The organism is Streptomyces sp. NBC_01537 (assembly GCF_045040445.1).
Lineage (GTDB): Bacteria > Actinomycetota > Actinomycetes > Streptomycetales > Streptomycetaceae > Actinacidiphila.
Map to the genome: position 1 here is coordinate 619013 of NZ_CP109392.1, position 16007 is coordinate 635019.

The following is a 16007-nucleotide window of genomic DNA, read 5'->3' on the forward strand; positions in this document are numbered from 1 at the left end:
GAGCCGGCCGGGTGCCGGGGGCCTACTTGCCCGCTTCCGCCGCTCCCTTGTTCGCCATCTCGAAACTGCGGCCCAGATGATCGATGAAGCCGGACGGGACGGGCGGCAGCGCCCACTGCTCGGCGGGGTCGCGGATGGCGTCGATCTGCTCGCCCACGTCGTCGATGGTCCACTCGGGCCGGTACACGCCCGCCGTTTCGGCCATGAACGCCCGCGCCACGCGGCCTGCGACGGAGACCAGCAGCTCTCCGGTGACGGAGCAGGATTCATGGGAGAGCCAGCCCACGACCGGCGCGACCAGTTCGGGGCCCATCGGCGGGTACTGCGAGGTGTCCAGACCGTCGGCCAGGCGTGTCAGGGCGCCGGGGACGATGACGTTGCTCTTCACGCCCTTGGGGGCGCCCTCGAGCGCGGTGACGTTGCTGAGCCCGATGATGCCGGCCTTCGCCGAGCCGTAGTTGGCCACATTGCTGTTGCCGTAGATACCGCCGATCGAGGACGTCAGCACGATGCGGCCGTAGCCCGCCTCGCACATCAGCGGGAACGCCGGCCGCACGACGTTGAACGCGCCCATCAGGTGCACGTCGATGACAGCCTTGAAGTCCTCGTGGGACATCTCCGCGAGCGGTGAGTAACGGTTGTTGCCGGCGTTGTGTATCAGGATGTCGATGCGGCCGAAGGCATCCAGCGCCGACTGGACGATCGCCTGGCCGCCCTCGGGTGACGCGACGGATTCGGTGCTGGCGACGGCGTCGCCGCCCAGCGCCTTGATCTCCTGCACCACGTCGTCGGCGGGGCCGGCGTCGGCGCCCACTCCCGCCACGCCGAACCCGGGGTCGTTGACCACGACCTTGGCGCCCTTCGACGCCAGCAGCAGCGCGTACGCGCGCCCGAGCCCCCTGCCCGCGCCGGTGATCACGGCTACCCGGTCATCGAATCTGCGTTCGGTCACTGGCCTTCTCCTCTGGTTGATGCTGGGTTGCCGGACAGTCCCTAGTCCTCAAGACCCGGCGGAATCTGCTCGTCGCGGAGGTTGGCCAGCGGGCGGCGGTAGGAGGGATCGTCCTTGCTCCGCCCCGGCGCGCCGTTGCCGTGGATGTCCGGCAGGTCGGCGTACGGCACCGGCAGGGTCGGAACCAGGCCGGACCACTCGATCACGGTGGTGCGCAGGGCTATCCGCCACACGCCGTCACGGCGCTCCAGCCGGTCGATGTAGCGGCCGCCGGCGATCCAGTTGGTCTCGTCGCGGTTGCGGGCGACGAAGAGGTAGTAGGTCTCCGTGTGGGCGGTGTCGCCGGAGATCTCGCAGCTGTGGTTCAGCAGGTTGTGATGCGTCGCCACCTGGCCCTGCTCATGCATGGGCCGGGCCCAGTCGTAGAGCCCCTTAGGGTCTCCGACGTAGGGACCGGCCGCGATCGTGGCGTCGGGGTGGAACGTCGAGAGGAACAGGTCCCGGTCGAAGCGGTCCATCCCGCGGCTGAAGTGGCCGAGGCAGTCGAGAATGTCCTGCCGGTCGAGCAGGAGCTCCAGGCGGGCAAGGCGCTCAGCGTCCATGACGTGTCTCCAGAATCGGGTGCCAGATGGGCGAGCCGCGTTCTGCTCGCAGCGAGGGGACGACCTTGCCGTCGATGTCGGTGATGCCGTAGTCCTGCGCCAGCTCGGCCGTGATGAAGGTGCCGCCGGACCGCTTCATGATCTCCGGATCGGTGGCGAGCGCCGCGATCACCCGGCCGGGGTACTCCGGAGTGCAGCCGATTGCGGGATTGGTGACCGTCAGCTGTTTCATCGCGGGGTTGCTCTCGAGATTGCGCCGCGCTCGTTCGGTGAAGGTGAGCCCCTGCCACAGTGACAGCGAGGCGACGCCGAACGGCTGCAGCTCGATCGCCATGTCGCGCGCCATCCGGTCGGCCGCGGACTTGCAGGTGCCGAAGACGACGCCGTAGGTGTAGGTCACCCCGACATAGCCGGAGATGGCGACGATCAGGCCGGACTTCTGGGGCGTCATGATCTTCGCCGCATGCCAGGCCGCGACGAAGTTGGACCGCACGCCGACGTCCACCATCTCCCAGTTGGACAGCGGCTTCTCCCAGAAGGGCTGCGGCTCGGTGAGATCCTCGGGCAGGGCGAAGGCGTTGTTCACCAGGATGTCGAGCCTGCCCTGCTCACGCCCCACCTGGGCGAACAGCGACTCGACCTGGTCGTCCTCGGCGTGATCGACCTGGACTGCGATGCCCTTGCCGCCCCTGCGGCCGACTTCCGCGGCGGTCTCACCCACGGTGCCGGGCAGGGGATGGGAGTCCGGCGCGAGTGTGCGGCCGGTGACGTAGACGGTGGCCCCTTCCGCCCCGAGCGCCAGCGCGATCCCTTTGCCGATTCCGCGGCTGGCGCCCGTCACCACGGCGACCTTGCCTGTCAGTGAACCCATGGCGCTACTTGCCGAAGAAGATCGTGCTGAAGTCGCCGACCGCCCGGCCGGAGAAGTGCTCGGCGCTGAACGGCGCCCCCATCACGCCGTTCGACCAGTCGGCCGACACGCCGAAGTCCTGGCACCAGTCGTAGAGCATCGTCCGTTGCGCGATCCGCCAGTCGTCGCCGCGCTTCTCCAGCCGGTCGAGGTAGCGGCCGCCGAGGACGATGTCCCGCTCCTCCGGACCGCCCATGTCGACCCGGTGGTAGGAATTGACGAGGGTTTCGGCCAGGGCCTCGGCGTCCTGCAGCCTGATCACGCTCTGGCCGAGGAAGTGCTGGGTCACCACCACTGCCGGGGATCCCGGCACGACCCAGTCCAGATACGCGCCGAAGTCCCCCTGGAACATGCCGAAGTCGACGGTCGAATCCGGCCAGTAGCTCGCCTTGATCAGATCGGCGTCACGGCGGTCCTCGCCTCGCGCGAGGAGGGCGATGCACTCGCGGATCTTCTCGCGATCGAGGAGGCTCTTCAGTTCCTCGGTGACAGCGTCCATTGCGGTGTCCCTACCTCTGTTTGCCGGATCAGGCGTCATGAGGCGTCGTCGGGGGCGTATCCGAGGATGCCCTTGATCTCCAGGTAGTCGTGGAAGCCGAACTCGCCCCACTCGCGGCCGTTGCCGCTCTTCTTGTAGCCGCCGAACGGGCAGTTGAAGTCGAACCCGTCGTTGATCGCGACGTAGCCGGCCCGGATGCGACGGGCGACGGCTCGGGCCTTGTCGAGGTCCGCCCCGGCGACGTAGCCGGAGAGGCCGTACTCGGTGTCGTTCGCGATCTCGATGGCGTGGTCCACGCTGTCGTAGCCGAGGATCGTCAGCACCGGCCCGAAGATCTCCTCGCGGGCGATGGTCATGTCGTTGGTGACCTCGGCGAAGACCGTGGGCTTGACGTAGTAGCCCTTCTCCAGCCCGTCGGGTCGTCCGGTGCCGCCGGCCACCAGCGTGGCGCCCTCGTCGACGCCCTGCTGGATCAGCGCCTGGATCTTCTCGAACTGGGAGCCCGAGACCACCGGGCCCAGCACGAAGTCGCCGTGGGGGTCGCCCACCGTGATCCCGGACGCGGTGTCCCGGGCGACGGCGATGGCTTCTTCCATGCGCGCGCTGGGCACCAGCATGCGCGAGGGCGCGCTGCAGGTCTGTCCCGAGTTGCCCATCATGGTGGCGACGCCCTTGCCGACGTTCTCGGCGAAGTCCTCGTCGTCGAGGACGATGTTCGGGCTCTTGCCGCCCAGTTCCTGGGTGACCCGCTTGACGCTGGGCGCGGCGTTCTTCGCGATGTCGATGCCCGCACGCGTAGAGCCGGTGAAGGAGACCATGTCGACGTCGGGGTGCGAGGAGAGCGGCACGCCCACGCCGGGGCCGTCGCCCTGGACGAGGTTGAACACACCGGCGGGAACGCCGGCGGCGTCCAGGATCTCGGCGAAGACCTGCCCGGTGAAGGGCGACCTCTCCGAGGGCTTGAGCACCATGGTGCAACCGGTGGCCAGCGCGGGGAAGACCTTCACCGCGATCTGGTTCATGGGCCAGTTCCACGGCGTGATCAGACCGCAGACGCCGATCGGCTCCTTGACCACCAGCGTGGCGCCGCGCGGTTCCTCGAAGACGAAGTCCTTGAGCACCGCAATCGCCGTGGTCAGGTGTCCGGCCCCGAGCCCCACCTGGAAACCGTTGGCCAGTGCGGTCGGCGCGCCCATTTCCTCGGTCAACGCGGCAGCCAGGTCGCCGGCGCGCTTCTGGTACACGTCCAGGACGTTCTGGAGTACCTCGACCCGCTCCCCGGCACTGGTCGTGGACCAGCCGGCAAAGGCCCCCCGAGCGGCTGCGACCGCCTTGTCCACATCGGCGGCGGAGCCGGCCGCCACCTTGCCGCACACCTCCTCGGTCGCGGGGTTCACGACGTCGAAGGTCTGCGACTGTGCCGGATCGGTCCATTGGCCGCCGATGTAGAACTTCAGGTATTCACGCATCATTGCGTTCCTTCCGCGTACCAGGTCCGGAACTCGGCATAGCTGGGCATTTCCTCGGAGTTGGCCTTCGGATCGACATCCACGTGGATGACCGCTGTCTTGCCGCTGGCGTAAGCACGCTTGATGGCGGGGGCGATGTCCTCTTCGCGTTCGACGTATTCGCCGTAGCACCCGAAGCCTTCGGCGACCTTGTCGAGGCGCGTGTTCTTGCTCCAGTGGACGCCAGTCTCCAGCGACCCCTGACCGAAGGTGCGCTTGTAGACGCCCACTTCCAGGCCCCAGGCGTAGTCCACGGCCACGACGCAGACGAGAGGCAGGTTCAGCCGGGCGGCCGTCTCCAGTTCCGCGATGTGGAACTGGAACGACGAGTCGCCGGTGATCAGCATCAGGGGCCGGTTCCCGCCTTCCGCGACCGCGGCGCCGATGGCGTAGGGAAGCCCGGTGCCCAGGTGGCCGAAGTTCTGGTTCCACATCACGTCATGCGGCTTGGCCTGTGAGTAGGTCCAGCCGAAGATCGTGGTGGCGCCGCCGTCGCGGACCATGATGCCGTCGTCCGGGAAGGCGTTGGTCGCCTCGACGATCAACCGCGCCGGGTGCACGGGTGACATGCCGGAGGGAGCCGTCTTCGCCAGTTCCGCCAACTGCGCCGCGTCCTGGTCGATCCAGCCCTGGAGCTCCGGCGTCGGGGTGCGGGGCGAGTCCTTGAGCGCTTCGACCAGCTGCGGGACGACCGCACGCAGGTCGCCCACCAGCGGCACGTCGATCGAGCGGTTCACGCCGATCGCCTCGGGATCCTGCTCGACGAGGATCCATGAGCGGTTGGCCTCGTTCGGGACCCAGTGACGTCCCCGTCCGTAGTGGACCGGCTCGCCGAGCTCGGTGCCGATGGCGAGGCACAGGTCGGACTGCACCACCGCGTCGATCGCCGCAGCCGAGAAACCGTAGGGGAACGTGCGGTCCTCAAGTCCCTTGATGTACGAGGTGCCGCCCGAGGTCTGGATGACCGGGCAGGCCATCGCGTCGGCGAGCGCCTTGACCGACTCCGCGGCGCGGGAGGTGTGGACTCCGTGACCCACGAGCAGAATCGGCTGCTCGGCCGCGCGGATCAGCCGTACGGCCTCGGCGATCCTGTCCGGGCCGGCCGTCTGGTTCACCAGGCGGTAGGCCTCGGGCGGCAATGCCGGTGGTACGTCGAGCTCTTCCTGGATCACATGGGAGGGGTACTCGATGTAGACCGGGCCCGGGGTTCCCGTCAGCGCCTTGCGCAGGCCCTCCCGGATGATCTCGTCGGTCTGGTCGGCGTATTCGATGCTGGCGGAGTACTTGACCGACGCCTCGAACAGAGCGGCCTGCTTGACGAACTGGATGCGGCCGCGGCGGACCCGCTGTTCGGTGATCCGTGCGCGCTGCCCGCCCAGGAAGATGACCGGCGAGTTCTCGACCTTGGCGCACATCATGGCGCCGGCGAGGTTGGCGACCCCCGGGCCCAGCGTGCCGATGCACACCGCGGCCTTTCCGGTCATACGCGAGACCGCCTCCGCCATGAAGCCGGCCGACTCCTCGTGATGGGGGGACACGACGTTCCAGCCGCGCTCCTCGGCGAGGTGGAACATGTGGACGAAGTTCGGGTCGGGTATACCGAAGATCGTGTTGATGCCCTCGGCTTCGAAGAGCTGCAGGATGCGTTCATAGACTTTGGTCACGAAATTCTCCGGTTACGGTAAGTGAATGCACGCCGACGACAGGGGCGGGGCTGCTCAGCCGTCCAGAGCGAGGCCCGCCATTTCGCCCGTGTCGCGCCATGCCTGCAGCAGTTCCTCAAGGGCGTAGAAGCCGGGCCAGTAAGGGTCACCGAGGTGCGACCGGATCAGCTGCTCGCCCTCGTTGTTGTAGTAACCGGGCGTGCATTCCCGCTGGAAGTTGGTGTTGTCGAACGCGGTCGCCTTGACGGTCGCGCACCACTCCTCCTGGGCCTGCGCGGTGGGTTCCACGGTCGTGGCTCCGCGCGCCAGGGTCTCCTTGACGATGTAGGCGATGTGGTCGGCCTGCTGCTCGAACATCGCCGTCGTGCTCGCGGTCACGCCGCCCTGGATGAACCCCATGAAGAACTGGTTGGGGAAGCCGTGGCTCATGGTGCCGTGCAGGGTGCGGTAGCCGTCGGCCCAGTGGTCGTAGAGCGACAGGCCGTCGCGGCCGGCGAACGGCCGGATGCCGAGGCGGCGGTCGAGGTCGGTGGTGATCTCGAAGCCGCTGGCGAAGATGATGCAGTCGACCTCGTGCTCGACACCGTGGGCGATAATGCCCTTCTCGGTGATGCGCTCGACGCCCTTGGTGTCCGACACGTCGACGAGGGTGACGTTGGGGCGGTTGAAGGCCGGCAGGTACTGGTCGTTGAAGCACGGCCGCTTGCACAGGAAGCGGTAGTAGGGCTTCAGCGCCTCCGCCGTCTTCTTGTCCTTGACGACGGCGTCGACGCGCCCGCGCAGCCGTTCCATCACCTGGTAGTCCTGGATCTCCCTGAGCTCCATGAACTTCGCGGGATCCGCCAGCGAGGCCCAGCCGCCGGTGGCGTCCAGATGCGCCTGCAGGTTGCGGCTGATCTCGGTCCAGCCGTCGCAGACCAGGTCCGGCTGGCCCGGGCCGAAGGCCTCGAACGCCGCGGTGTGGAAGTTGCGCTGCCGCTCCTTCTGCCAGCCCGGCTGAAGCGTCTCCACCCACTCGGGATCGGTCGGCACGTCGCCGCGCTCGTCGATGGACGACGGGGTGCGCTGGAAGACGTACAGGTGCTGGGCGTCGCGGGCGAGGTGCGGGACGATCTGGACGCCGCTGGCTCCCGTGCCGATGACGGCGACCCGCTTGTCGGCGAGCTTGTCAAGACCGCCGCTCATGTCGCCGCCGGTGTACGCGTAGTCCCAGCGGGCCGAGTGGAAGGTGTGCCCCTGGAAGTCGGTGATTCCGGGGATTCCGGGGAGCTTCGGCCGGTTGAAGGGGCCCTGGGCCATGATGACGAAGCGGGCGCGGATCTCGTCGTCCCGGTTGGTGCGGATCAGCCAGCGCTTGATGGAGTCGTCCCACTCCATCGAACGGACCAGGGTGCTGAAGAGCGCCTTGTCGTAGAGACCGAAGTGCTTTCCGATCCGCTGGCAGTGCTCGAAGACCTCGTCACCGAAGGCGTACTTCTGCTTCGGCATGTAGCCGAGCTCTTCGAGCATCGGGAGGTAGCAGTAGCTGTCCGTGTCGACTTGGATGCCGGGGTAGCGGTTCCAGTACCAGGCGCCGCCGAAGTCGCCGGCCAGCTCGATGACCCGGAAGTTGGAGACGCCGGCCTGCTTGATGCGGGCCCCGGCGACGAGACCGCAGAGGCCGCCGCCGAGGATCGCCACGTCGATGTCCTCGCGGACCGGGGTCCGGGGCACGATCGGAGTGTACGGATCGGCCTCGTAGAACTCCTCGAACTCGCCCTCGGCCTCCACGTACTGCTTCTGTCCCTCGGCGCGGATGCGCTTGTCGCGCTCGGCCAGGTACTTCGTTCTGAGGGCGGCTTGGTCGATCTCCGGCGTCTGCGTCGGTGCGCAACTGTCCATACGAAGTCCTCGGCTCGGGGCTGTCACTCGGGTCGTCAGGTGAGGTCGCGCGGCGCGCCGGTACCCATGTACGTGGCCAGGTTGTGGTGCAGGTTCACGATGCTGCGCTCGCGGTACGGGTTGGGCTTGGGACCCGAGAAGCCGCGTGCCTTCATGCCCTGCTGGACGGCTGCCATGTTGGAGAAGTCCTGCGGCAGGACGGTCCGCCAGGCCGGGTCGCCCACCGGCGTGTACAGCCACTCCGTCTCCGGCTCCCCGCCGGGCGGGAAGAGCTCGTAGACGGCCGCCTCGAAGATGCACTTGTCGGGGTCGTAGCCGTAGGGCCGGGCGCTGTAGCAGAGCATGTTGTTGAGCGCGTGCCCGATCTGGAAGTTGGGGAAGATCTGCCAGGCGGTGCCGCTCCTGCCGATGTCCTCGGGGGCGACGGTCGGCCAGATCACGCCGCGCGCGGCGTCGTCGCTCCGGGCGGAGTCCAGCCAGTGCCTGAGCACCACGTCGGCGGGGGTGCCCTCGGGCAGTTCGTCGACAAGGCGGTTCGCGGCGTCGACGAGGGTCTGGGTGGTGTTGGTGTTGGCGTTCTCCCAGGTGAAGTTCTGCAGGTCGGCCGTGGAGACGCGGGGGTCGGCGCCGCTGCCGAGGCGCAGCTTCGCCTGGTTCTCGTCCAGGCCCTTGGGAGCGTCGTAGCCGATGTTGCTGTGCTTGCCCTGCGCCCTGGACCAGCCGAGGAAGCTGCCGTAGGTCATGAACTCCGGGTGGGTCTGGGCCACATGGTAGGTCTCCATGAAGGCTTCGAGGGCGACCTTCCAGTTGCAGTCGAAGACCAGCCAGCGGCGCCAGCGGAAGCGCATGTTCTCCAGCTGGAAGGGGTCGAGCAGGGTGGCGGCGGGTTCGAGGTAGTCCCGCAGGGGCTCGCACTCCGGGTCCAGGTTGATCCAGATCCAGCCGCCCCAGGTGTCGACCTTGATCTCTTTCAGGCGGATGTTGTCCTCGGTCAGCCCGCTCGGCCAGTCCTCCCCCAGGGCCACCCGGGTGCACTGGCCCTCCAGGTTGTACCGCCACCCGTGGAAGCCGCAGACGAACCCCCTGCGGCGGCCGCGGGCGTCCCGTGCGCCGGGCGGGGTGTCGACGAGCGGGCGGCCCCGGTGCGAGCAGACGTTGTAGTAGGCGCGGATCGTGTCCGGCGCGGTGCGGACGACGATGAGCGAGTCGTCGAGGATGTCGTAGGTGAGGAAGTCACCGACTCTGGGGAGTTCCTCGACGCGGCCGGCCTGTTGCCACACCTTGGCCCACAGCTTGTCGCGTTCGGCCCGGGCGTATTCCTCGGAGAGGTACGCCTCCACGCCGATGGTGAGCGGTTCCGACAGCGGCTCGGCGGTCGCGGAAACTGTGTCCTGGATGTTTTCGACAGTTTCGCTCATGACATTCTCCAACTACTGTGTCAGCGCGTTATGGCAGCGCGGAACGACTCGTCTTTCAGGAAGAGAGAGGTGTTGTCGGCGGCCAGGTGCGTCCATTTGAGGTTCAGGCCGCCGTCCACCAAAATCGTCTGGCCCGTGATGTAGGCCGACAGGTCGGACAGCAGGAAGAGCACTGCCCCCGCCTGCTCCTCCGGGCGGCCGCGCCGGCCCATGGCGATGGCCCGGCGGTCGCGTTCGGTGTCCTCGTCGACGTAGGTGGCCGAGGCCGGGGTCTCGGTGACGCCGGGTGCGACGGCGTTCACCCGGATGTCGTCCACGGCGAGTTCGACCGCCATGGTGCGGGTGGCCGCCACCAGCGCCGCCTTGGCCGTGCCGTAGCCGATGTGGAGCGGCGCGGTGTTCATGCCGCTGATCGAGGAGATCGAGACGATCGACCCGGGACGGCGCTGCGACTTCAGCTCGGCGGCGACCGCCTGGCTCATGAAGAACATCGTTTCGAGGTTCTGGGTGAACAGCGCGCGCCAGTCCGCCCGGGTGACCCGGGTCGACGGCATCCAGGTCGAGGGCGCGGCGCCGCCGGCGACGTTGACGAGCCCGTACAGGTCGCCGTCCGTCTTGCGGACCTGCTCCATGACGGTCGCGATGCCGTCGTCGGTGGAGGCGTCGGCGGCGACCGGCACGACGGGCAGGCCCTTGGCCGCCAGGGGCGCGACGTGCTTGTCGAGGTTCTCCGGAGAGCGGCTCACCGCGATCACGGTCGCTCCGGCGAGGGCGGCCATGTGCGTCACCGTGGTGCCGATGCCACCGCCGCCCGCGCCGGAGACGATCACGACGCGTCCGTCCAGCCTGAGGAAGTCCTGCTCGTGCTCCATGACGCGGCTCAACCTGCTTTGCGGAATGCCAGGACGCTGCCCTCTGCGTCGGCGGAGACGTAGAGCGTGCCGTCCGGTCCGGCGGCGATGCCCGCGAAGGGTCCCTGGGGACCGGAGAACGGCGGCAGTCCCCGCAGGGGCTTGGGGGTCACGCCGGGCGGGGCACCCACGGGCAGGTCGCGGGCGAGGGTGTGCCGAACCTTGGTCTCCAGATCTACGCTGATCAGCGACTTGCTGCCGACATCGACGATGTGGAGCTGCCCGTCCAGTACGAGGATCCCCTGCGGCTTGTCCAGGCCGTCCACCACCGTGTCGACGCCGGAGGCGGTGACCTCGACGATCCGTCCGGCGCCCGATTCGGAGACCAGACAGCTGCCGCCCGGACCGAACGCCACGCCGAGCGGCTCGTTCAGGCCGACGGCCAGTTCCTCCACGTTGCCGGACCGGATGGAGAGCAAGCGGCCCGTGCCGAACTCCGCCGCCACGACGGCCCCGCCCGGGGCGACGGCCACGCCGTAGAGCTGGTCGAGCCCGTCGGCGAGCACCTCGCTCTCGCTGCTCGCGGGCCGGAAGCGCGAGACCTGGCCGCCGGAGGTGGTGACGATGAACTCGCCGCCGCCGACGGAGGTCACACCACGGATGAAGCCCGGATAGCCGGGGGTGAAGAGCATCCCCAGCGTCTCCAGCCCGCCTCCGGGGCGCAGGAGGTAGAAGAACGTCCCGTCGGCGACGTAGAGGCTGCCGTCGTCGCCGACGGTCAGGTCCAGCGGCCAGTTCAGGCCGCCCGGCAGCGTCGTCCGGGTCTCGCCGCCGCTCAGGATCTCCGTGATCTGCCCGGTGAAGCTGGAGACGAACAGCCGGTCGCCCACGAAGGTGCAGTTGTCGAGACCCGGGGTCAGGCTGGCCAGTACGGTGCGCTCGCCGCTGCGGGGATTGATGCGCAGCACTTCGCCGGTGCCCACCTGGGTGGAGACGATCCAGCCCTCGGAGTCGAATTTCACGGAGTCGGGGACGCCGAGGTCCCCCACGACCCGTTCGGGCTCGCCGCCGTCGGGATGGATCCGCCAGATGTCGTTGGTCCCCATCAGCGGGTAGTACAGGAGGCCGTCGGGTCCGACCTCCATGGCGTTGGGCATCGCCATGTCCTCGAGCAGCACACGGGGTGCGCCGCCGTTCGGGTCGAGCTCCATCAGGCGCCCGCCGATGCGGCATTCGTTGATGAACAGCCGGTCCTGGTGCACGGTGATGCCGTTCGCGCAGGGCAGGTCGTCGCGCAGGAGCCGTGTGCGGCCGTCGGCGCCGCGCATGCTCACGCGTCCGTCCATGACCTCGGTGGCGTAGAGGTTGCCCCGGGAGTCGAAGGCCACGTCGTCGGGCGCGATGATCTCGCCGCCCTTGGCACTGATGGTCTCCAGCGCGCCGGTCACGACGTCGAGCGCGCTGATCTGACTGCCGGTCACCTGCGCCACGTAGATGCGGCCGTCCGGACCGGTGCGCAGACCGTTCGCGCCGAACAGCCGGCTCGGCGGGGTGAGCCGCTCCAGGCTCCACCCTTCGGCGAGGCCTATCGATGTGGCGCTGGTATAGCGCGCCCCTTGCGTCAGCATGGGCATGCGTGCCTCTCTCAGTGCCGTACTTGAAACGATACGTTTGTATCGCTTTCCGTATCGTCAGCACTCTTGGTGCGGCCTGGCTCCGACCTCTGGAGAGTAATGTTCTGATCTTTCAGAACGCAATACTCGTACTGCGAAAACTTGATTCTCAGATCCGGGAGGCCCGTGCTGTCAGGCCCGGTCGACCTCGGAGCGCAGGGCGTTGTAGTCGGCGAAGGCCGACTCGACGTCTTCGCGGGTCAGTCCGTAGCGGGCCAGGTCGTAGCTGTGGGGGCGGGTGCCCTTGGGACGGGCGGCGACCTGAGGGAGGCGGGCGGCGTCGGCGTCGGTCCAGCGGGCGCCGATGGACTCGTAGAGCATGGGCGCGCCCTTGGCCGGGTCGGACCCGAGCCAGGAGTACGGGACGTCCACCAGCGCCTCCCGGGGTATCGCGGCCCGGGCCGCGAGGCCGCGCGTCGTGGAGCGGCTGAGCAGTTCGAGCCAGGTGGCGCCGATGCCGTGCAGGTCGAGGGGGCGGCGGGTGATGGCCATGCCGTGCTCGACCAGGCTGCAGAAGGACGCCACGACGGTGGCCGGGTCGCGGTGGGTCCACACGATCGTGGCGTCGGGGAAGACCGTGCGCAGCGCGTCGAGGTTCTCGGTGTGCATGGGCGACTTCAGCACCCACCGGCGGCGGGGACGGCCGTACTGGAGCACCTGGAAAACCTGCTTGAGGTGGCGGTAGTCAGGGACGAAGTCCCGCTCGTAGTGCCACTCCCGGTACCCGGGGATGCTGGCCTGGGACAGCGGCATCACGGTGTGCGGAAGGGCGAAGGTGCACTCGTCGGGGCCCTCCGCGCGCAGGGGGTGGATGTCGCGGAAGCCCGGGGCGAACAGGTCGATGCCGCCGACCATCCACCGAGCGGCGGCGATCGCCTTCTTCCGCCGCTCGGGCGGCAGGTCCAGGTCGGGGGTGAGCAGTTCCCATAACAGGGGACATCGGTGCTCGTCCGACAGTGACAGCACACCGTGAGTGAGCGTGGTGGCCGTGCGCGGCAGGCCCACCACGAACACGGGCCTGTCGACGGGCTCCTGCTCGATCGCCGGCTGCTCGGCGATCAGCCGCCGGATCCGGGCCCGGTTGGTGAGATGCCTGCGCACATGCCCCTGCGCGGACATCCAGCCGACCGGGGTCAGGCTGTCGTCCTGCGCCCAGTGGCGCAGCAGGAACCGGAAGTCGTCGACGAACCGCTGGTCCCCGTCGGCCTGTCCGGCCGTGGCGACGAGCCGGTCGAAGGCCCGGTCGGGGACGCGGCGGGAGCCCAGTCCCGGCCTTAGCAGCAGATTGGTCAGGGTGAGTGCGAGGGGGGCGGAGGACACGGGGGTGTGTTCCTTTCGCAGGAGGGGCGGACCGGGGAGCGCACTTCGGCGAACTGCCTTGCTGTGCACGGGAATTGGCAGAGGCTGCCCACGGTTCCGGCCCGGCAACCTTCACGTCCCGGCCGGGTCGTTCGTCAGATCGCCCGGGGACCTGTGAGGAGGGCCTGCGCGGACTTGGAGAAGGCCGCCACCAAGCGGTTGCGGTCGCCGGCGCGGGTCGCGAGTACGACGTGGCTCGGCTCGACGCCGTGCAGGGGGACCGCGGTGAGGTCGGGGCGGGGGCTCCTGGCGTCGTTGCCGACCGCGACGATGGCCACGGCCGCCCCCTCGGCGATGAGTTCGAACTTGTCCTCGGCGGACTCGACGAGGGGACCGTCGGGGGCGGGGCTTCCGTCGGGCCGGGGGTCGATGCGCCAGAAGGCGTTCCAGGCGGGGTCGCGCACCCGCAGGAGGGGTTCGTCCGCGATGTCGTCGAGGGTGACGGATTCCTTGCCGGCCAGGCGGTGGTCGAGGGGGACCAGTACCGCCCGGGGCTCGTCGTGGAGGACCGTCACGTGCAGTTGGTCCGTCCGGATCGGCATCCGGGTCACCACCGCGTCGACGCGGTGATCGAGCAGCGCCGCGCGGGTGTCGTTCCAGGCCAGATGCAGGGGGCGGACCTCGGCCTCTGGGTGCCGGCGGCGCAGGTCCCGCACGGCCGGGGTGATGATGATGTGCGCGGTGTAGCCGATGGTGACCCGGCTGGGCCGGGCGGCGGCGCGGGCGTGGGACGCGGCCTGGTCGGCCGACCGCAGCAGCGCCTTCGCGCGGGGCAGGAAGGCCTCGCCGGCCTCGGTGAGCCGGCTGCCCTGCGGGGTGCGGTCCAGCAGGCGGGCGCCCAGCTGCTCTTCGAGGCGGCGGATCTGGCGGCTCAGGGACGGCTGAGCGAGATGGAGGGCGGCGGCCGCGCGGCCGAAGTGCAGGTGGTCGGCGACGACGGTGAAGTACCGCACGAGCCGCAGATCGAGGTCCGCCGGAGGCAGCGGCGAGTCAGGCATACCCCAGCGTAACAGCGCCTGCTCTTGCGCCGATGCCCAAAAAAGGCTGTGACGTGCGGTGATGCGGTTTGCGTATTGCCCGATGAGAAACAGGACTTGGACCCGGGGCACGCCTCGCCCGCAAGGTGGGATCACCGGCCCGGCATCGTCGCCCGGCACCGTGGAGGTGCCGCATCGGGGCCGGATCACCCTTGTTTCAGCGAATGGAGTGCACCGTGCGTGTATTCGTCACCGGCGCGACCGGATTCATCGGGAGCGCCGTCGTCCGCGAACTGCTGGACGCGGGGCACCAGGTTGTCGGCCTCGCCCGCTCGGACGCGGCCGCCGCGTCACTGACGGCCGCCGGGGCCGAGGTGCACCGCGGCGCCCTCGACGACCTCGACAGCCTGCGCGCCGGAGCGGCCGCGTCGGACGGCGTCATCCACCTGGCGTTCATCCACGACTTCTCCGACTGGCCGGCCTCCGTCCGTACGGACCGGCTCGCCGTCGAGGCGCTCGGCGAGGCGCTCGCGGGATCCGGCCGGCCTTTCGTCGTCACCTCCGGGGTCGCCGTGCTCGCCCCGGGGCGCGTCGGCACGGAGGAGGACCGGCTCGATCCCCAGTGGCCCCGGCACGGCTCGGAAGAGGCCGCGCTGTCGTTCGCCGCGCGCGGCGTGCGGGCGTCGGTGGTGCGGCTGCCGCCGTCGGTTCACGGTGAGGGCGACCAGCACGGCTTCGTCCCGATCCTGGTCGGCGTCGCCCGCGCCAAGGGCGTCTCGGCCTACCCGGGCGACGGCTCCAACCGCTGGCCGGCCGTGCACCGCCTCGATGCCGCGCTGCTGTTCAGGCTGGCCCTGGAATCGGCACCGGCCGGTTCCGTACTCCACGGGATCGCCGACGAGGGCGTGCCGGTCCGTGAGATCGCCGGCGTCATCGGCCGGCACCTGGACCTGCCGGTGGTCACCCTGCCCGCCGAGAAGGCCACCGACCACTTCGGCTTTCTGGGGGGCTTCTTATCGATCGACGCCGCCACGTCCAGCACGTTGACCCAGAAGCGCATGGGATGGCACCCCGAGCGGCCCGCGCTCATCCCCGACCTGGAAGAGGGTCACTACTTCGGCTGAAGGGACACAGGCGGGCGCGGCCTGTAGCGGTCGCGCATGGCATCGCCGGCCGCCGGGCCTGCCGTGAACACGTACGCGTCGCTGTCGTCCAGCCGGCGGCCGGTTCCGGCGTCGACGACCACGGGGTCGACTTCCTGGCGGCTGTGCGCGTCGACCAGGATCATGCTGCGTTCCTCGGGCGCGAGGCGGGAGTTGCCCCAGGCCGCGAGGGCGACGATCACCGGGCGCAGGGAGCGGCCGAGCCCGGTCAGGACGTACTCATGTCGTACGGGGTTGGTCTGGTACGGCCGGCGTTCCAGCAGCCCGTCGGCGACGAGGCTCTTGAGACGCGCGGTGAGCATGCTGGAGGAGATGCCCAGGCTGTCCTGGAACTGGTCGAAGCGGGTGTAGCCGTCGAAGGCGTCGTGGAGGATCAGCAGGGTCCACCATTCACCGACGTGCTGCACCGTCGTGGACAGCGGGCACTCCCGGTCCTCCAGCCTGATCCGGCTCGCCACGGCGACCATCTCCTCAGTTACTGCTAAAGTAGAAGTCAGTAGCTTCTATTCTAGCAGTAACTGAAGTCGACCCCACCACCACCGTGAGGACC

14 protein-coding genes are annotated in these 16007 nt (G+C 69.1%); 1 reads left to right on the forward strand and 13 read right to left on the reverse strand.

What is annotated here, in order from left to right:
• Positions 1-22: 22 nt before the first annotated feature.
• The 12 genes from OG607_RS03130 to OG607_RS03185 all read right to left on the reverse strand — a co-directional run bounded on the left by OG607_RS03130 (position 23) and on the right by OG607_RS03185 (position 14315).
• Positions 23-952 carry an SDR family NAD(P)-dependent oxidoreductase gene (locus OG607_RS03130; protein ID WP_405718401.1) on the reverse strand — a complete coding sequence of 310 codons (930 nt, stop codon included), beginning with the start codon at positions 950-952 and terminating at the stop codon, positions 23-25.
• 41 nt (positions 953-993) lie between these two features.
• Positions 994-1554 carry a nuclear transport factor 2 family protein gene (locus OG607_RS03135; protein WP_405718404.1) on the reverse strand — a complete coding sequence of 187 codons (561 nt, stop codon included), beginning with the start codon at positions 1552-1554 and terminating at the stop codon, positions 994-996.
• On the reverse strand, positions 1544-2425 hold the full coding sequence (locus tag OG607_RS03140) for an SDR family NAD(P)-dependent oxidoreductase (RefSeq protein ID WP_405718406.1): 882 nt from the start codon (positions 2423-2425) through the stop codon (positions 1544-1546). The genes OG607_RS03135 and OG607_RS03140 overlap by 11 nt, the downstream gene beginning before the upstream one ends.
• A gap of 4 nt (positions 2426-2429) precedes the next feature.
• Positions 2430-2963 carry a nuclear transport factor 2 family protein gene (locus OG607_RS03145; protein ID WP_405718409.1) on the reverse strand — a complete coding sequence of 178 codons (534 nt, stop codon included), beginning with the start codon at positions 2961-2963 and terminating at the stop codon, positions 2430-2432.
• Positions 2964-2998: 35 nt separating this feature from the next.
• Entirely contained in the window at positions 2999-4432 is a 1434-nt protein-coding gene (locus OG607_RS03150; protein WP_405736509.1) for an aldehyde dehydrogenase family protein, read from the reverse strand.
• A complete protein-coding gene (locus tag OG607_RS03155) occupies positions 4432-6135 on the reverse strand; it encodes a thiamine pyrophosphate-binding protein (RefSeq protein ID WP_405718412.1) in 1704 nt (567 codons plus the stop codon). Before OG607_RS03155 ends, OG607_RS03150 begins: the two co-directional genes overlap by 1 nt.
• Before the next feature lie 54 nt (positions 6136-6189).
• Entirely contained in the window at positions 6190-8016 is a 1827-nt protein-coding gene (locus OG607_RS03160; RefSeq protein ID WP_405718414.1) for a flavin-containing monooxygenase, read from the reverse strand.
• Between the two features lie 35 nt (positions 8017-8051).
• Positions 8052-9434, reverse strand: coding sequence for an SRPBCC family protein (locus OG607_RS03165; protein WP_405718416.1), 1383 nt, complete (start codon positions 9432-9434; stop codon positions 8052-8054).
• A 20-nt stretch (positions 9435-9454) separates the two neighbouring features.
• On the reverse strand, positions 9455-10306 hold the full coding sequence (locus tag OG607_RS03170; RefSeq protein ID WP_405718419.1) for an SDR family NAD(P)-dependent oxidoreductase: 852 nt from the start codon (positions 10304-10306) through the stop codon (positions 9455-9457).
• A gap of 8 nt (positions 10307-10314) precedes the next feature.
• Positions 10315-11919: an SMP-30/gluconolactonase/LRE family protein gene (locus tag OG607_RS03175; protein ID WP_405718421.1), complete on the reverse strand. Its 1605-nt coding sequence runs from the start codon at positions 11917-11919 to the stop codon at positions 10315-10317.
• Between the two features lie 171 nt (positions 11920-12090).
• A complete protein-coding gene (locus tag OG607_RS03180; RefSeq protein ID WP_405718423.1) occupies positions 12091-13278 on the reverse strand; it encodes a sulfotransferase family protein in 1188 nt (395 codons plus the stop codon).
• Between the two features lie 134 nt (positions 13279-13412).
• Positions 13413-14315 carry a LysR substrate-binding domain-containing protein gene (locus tag OG607_RS03185; RefSeq protein ID WP_405718425.1) on the reverse strand — a complete coding sequence of 301 codons (903 nt, stop codon included), beginning with the start codon at positions 14313-14315 and terminating at the stop codon, positions 13413-13415.
• A gap of 215 nt (positions 14316-14530) precedes the next feature.
• Here OG607_RS03185 and OG607_RS03190 point away from each other — a divergent pair, with 215 nt between their 5' ends.
• Positions 14531-15418 carry an SDR family oxidoreductase gene (locus OG607_RS03190; protein WP_405718427.1) on the forward strand — a complete coding sequence of 296 codons (888 nt, stop codon included), beginning with the start codon at positions 14531-14533 and terminating at the stop codon, positions 15416-15418.
• On the opposite strand, the gene OG607_RS03195 is transcribed toward OG607_RS03190, so the two are convergent.
• Entirely contained in the window at positions 15406-15924 is a 519-nt protein-coding gene (locus OG607_RS03195; RefSeq protein WP_405718429.1) for a winged helix-turn-helix transcriptional regulator, read from the reverse strand. The two genes, OG607_RS03190 and OG607_RS03195, sit on opposite strands and share 13 nt — an antisense overlap.
• Between the last annotated feature and the right edge of the window lie 83 nt (positions 15925-16007).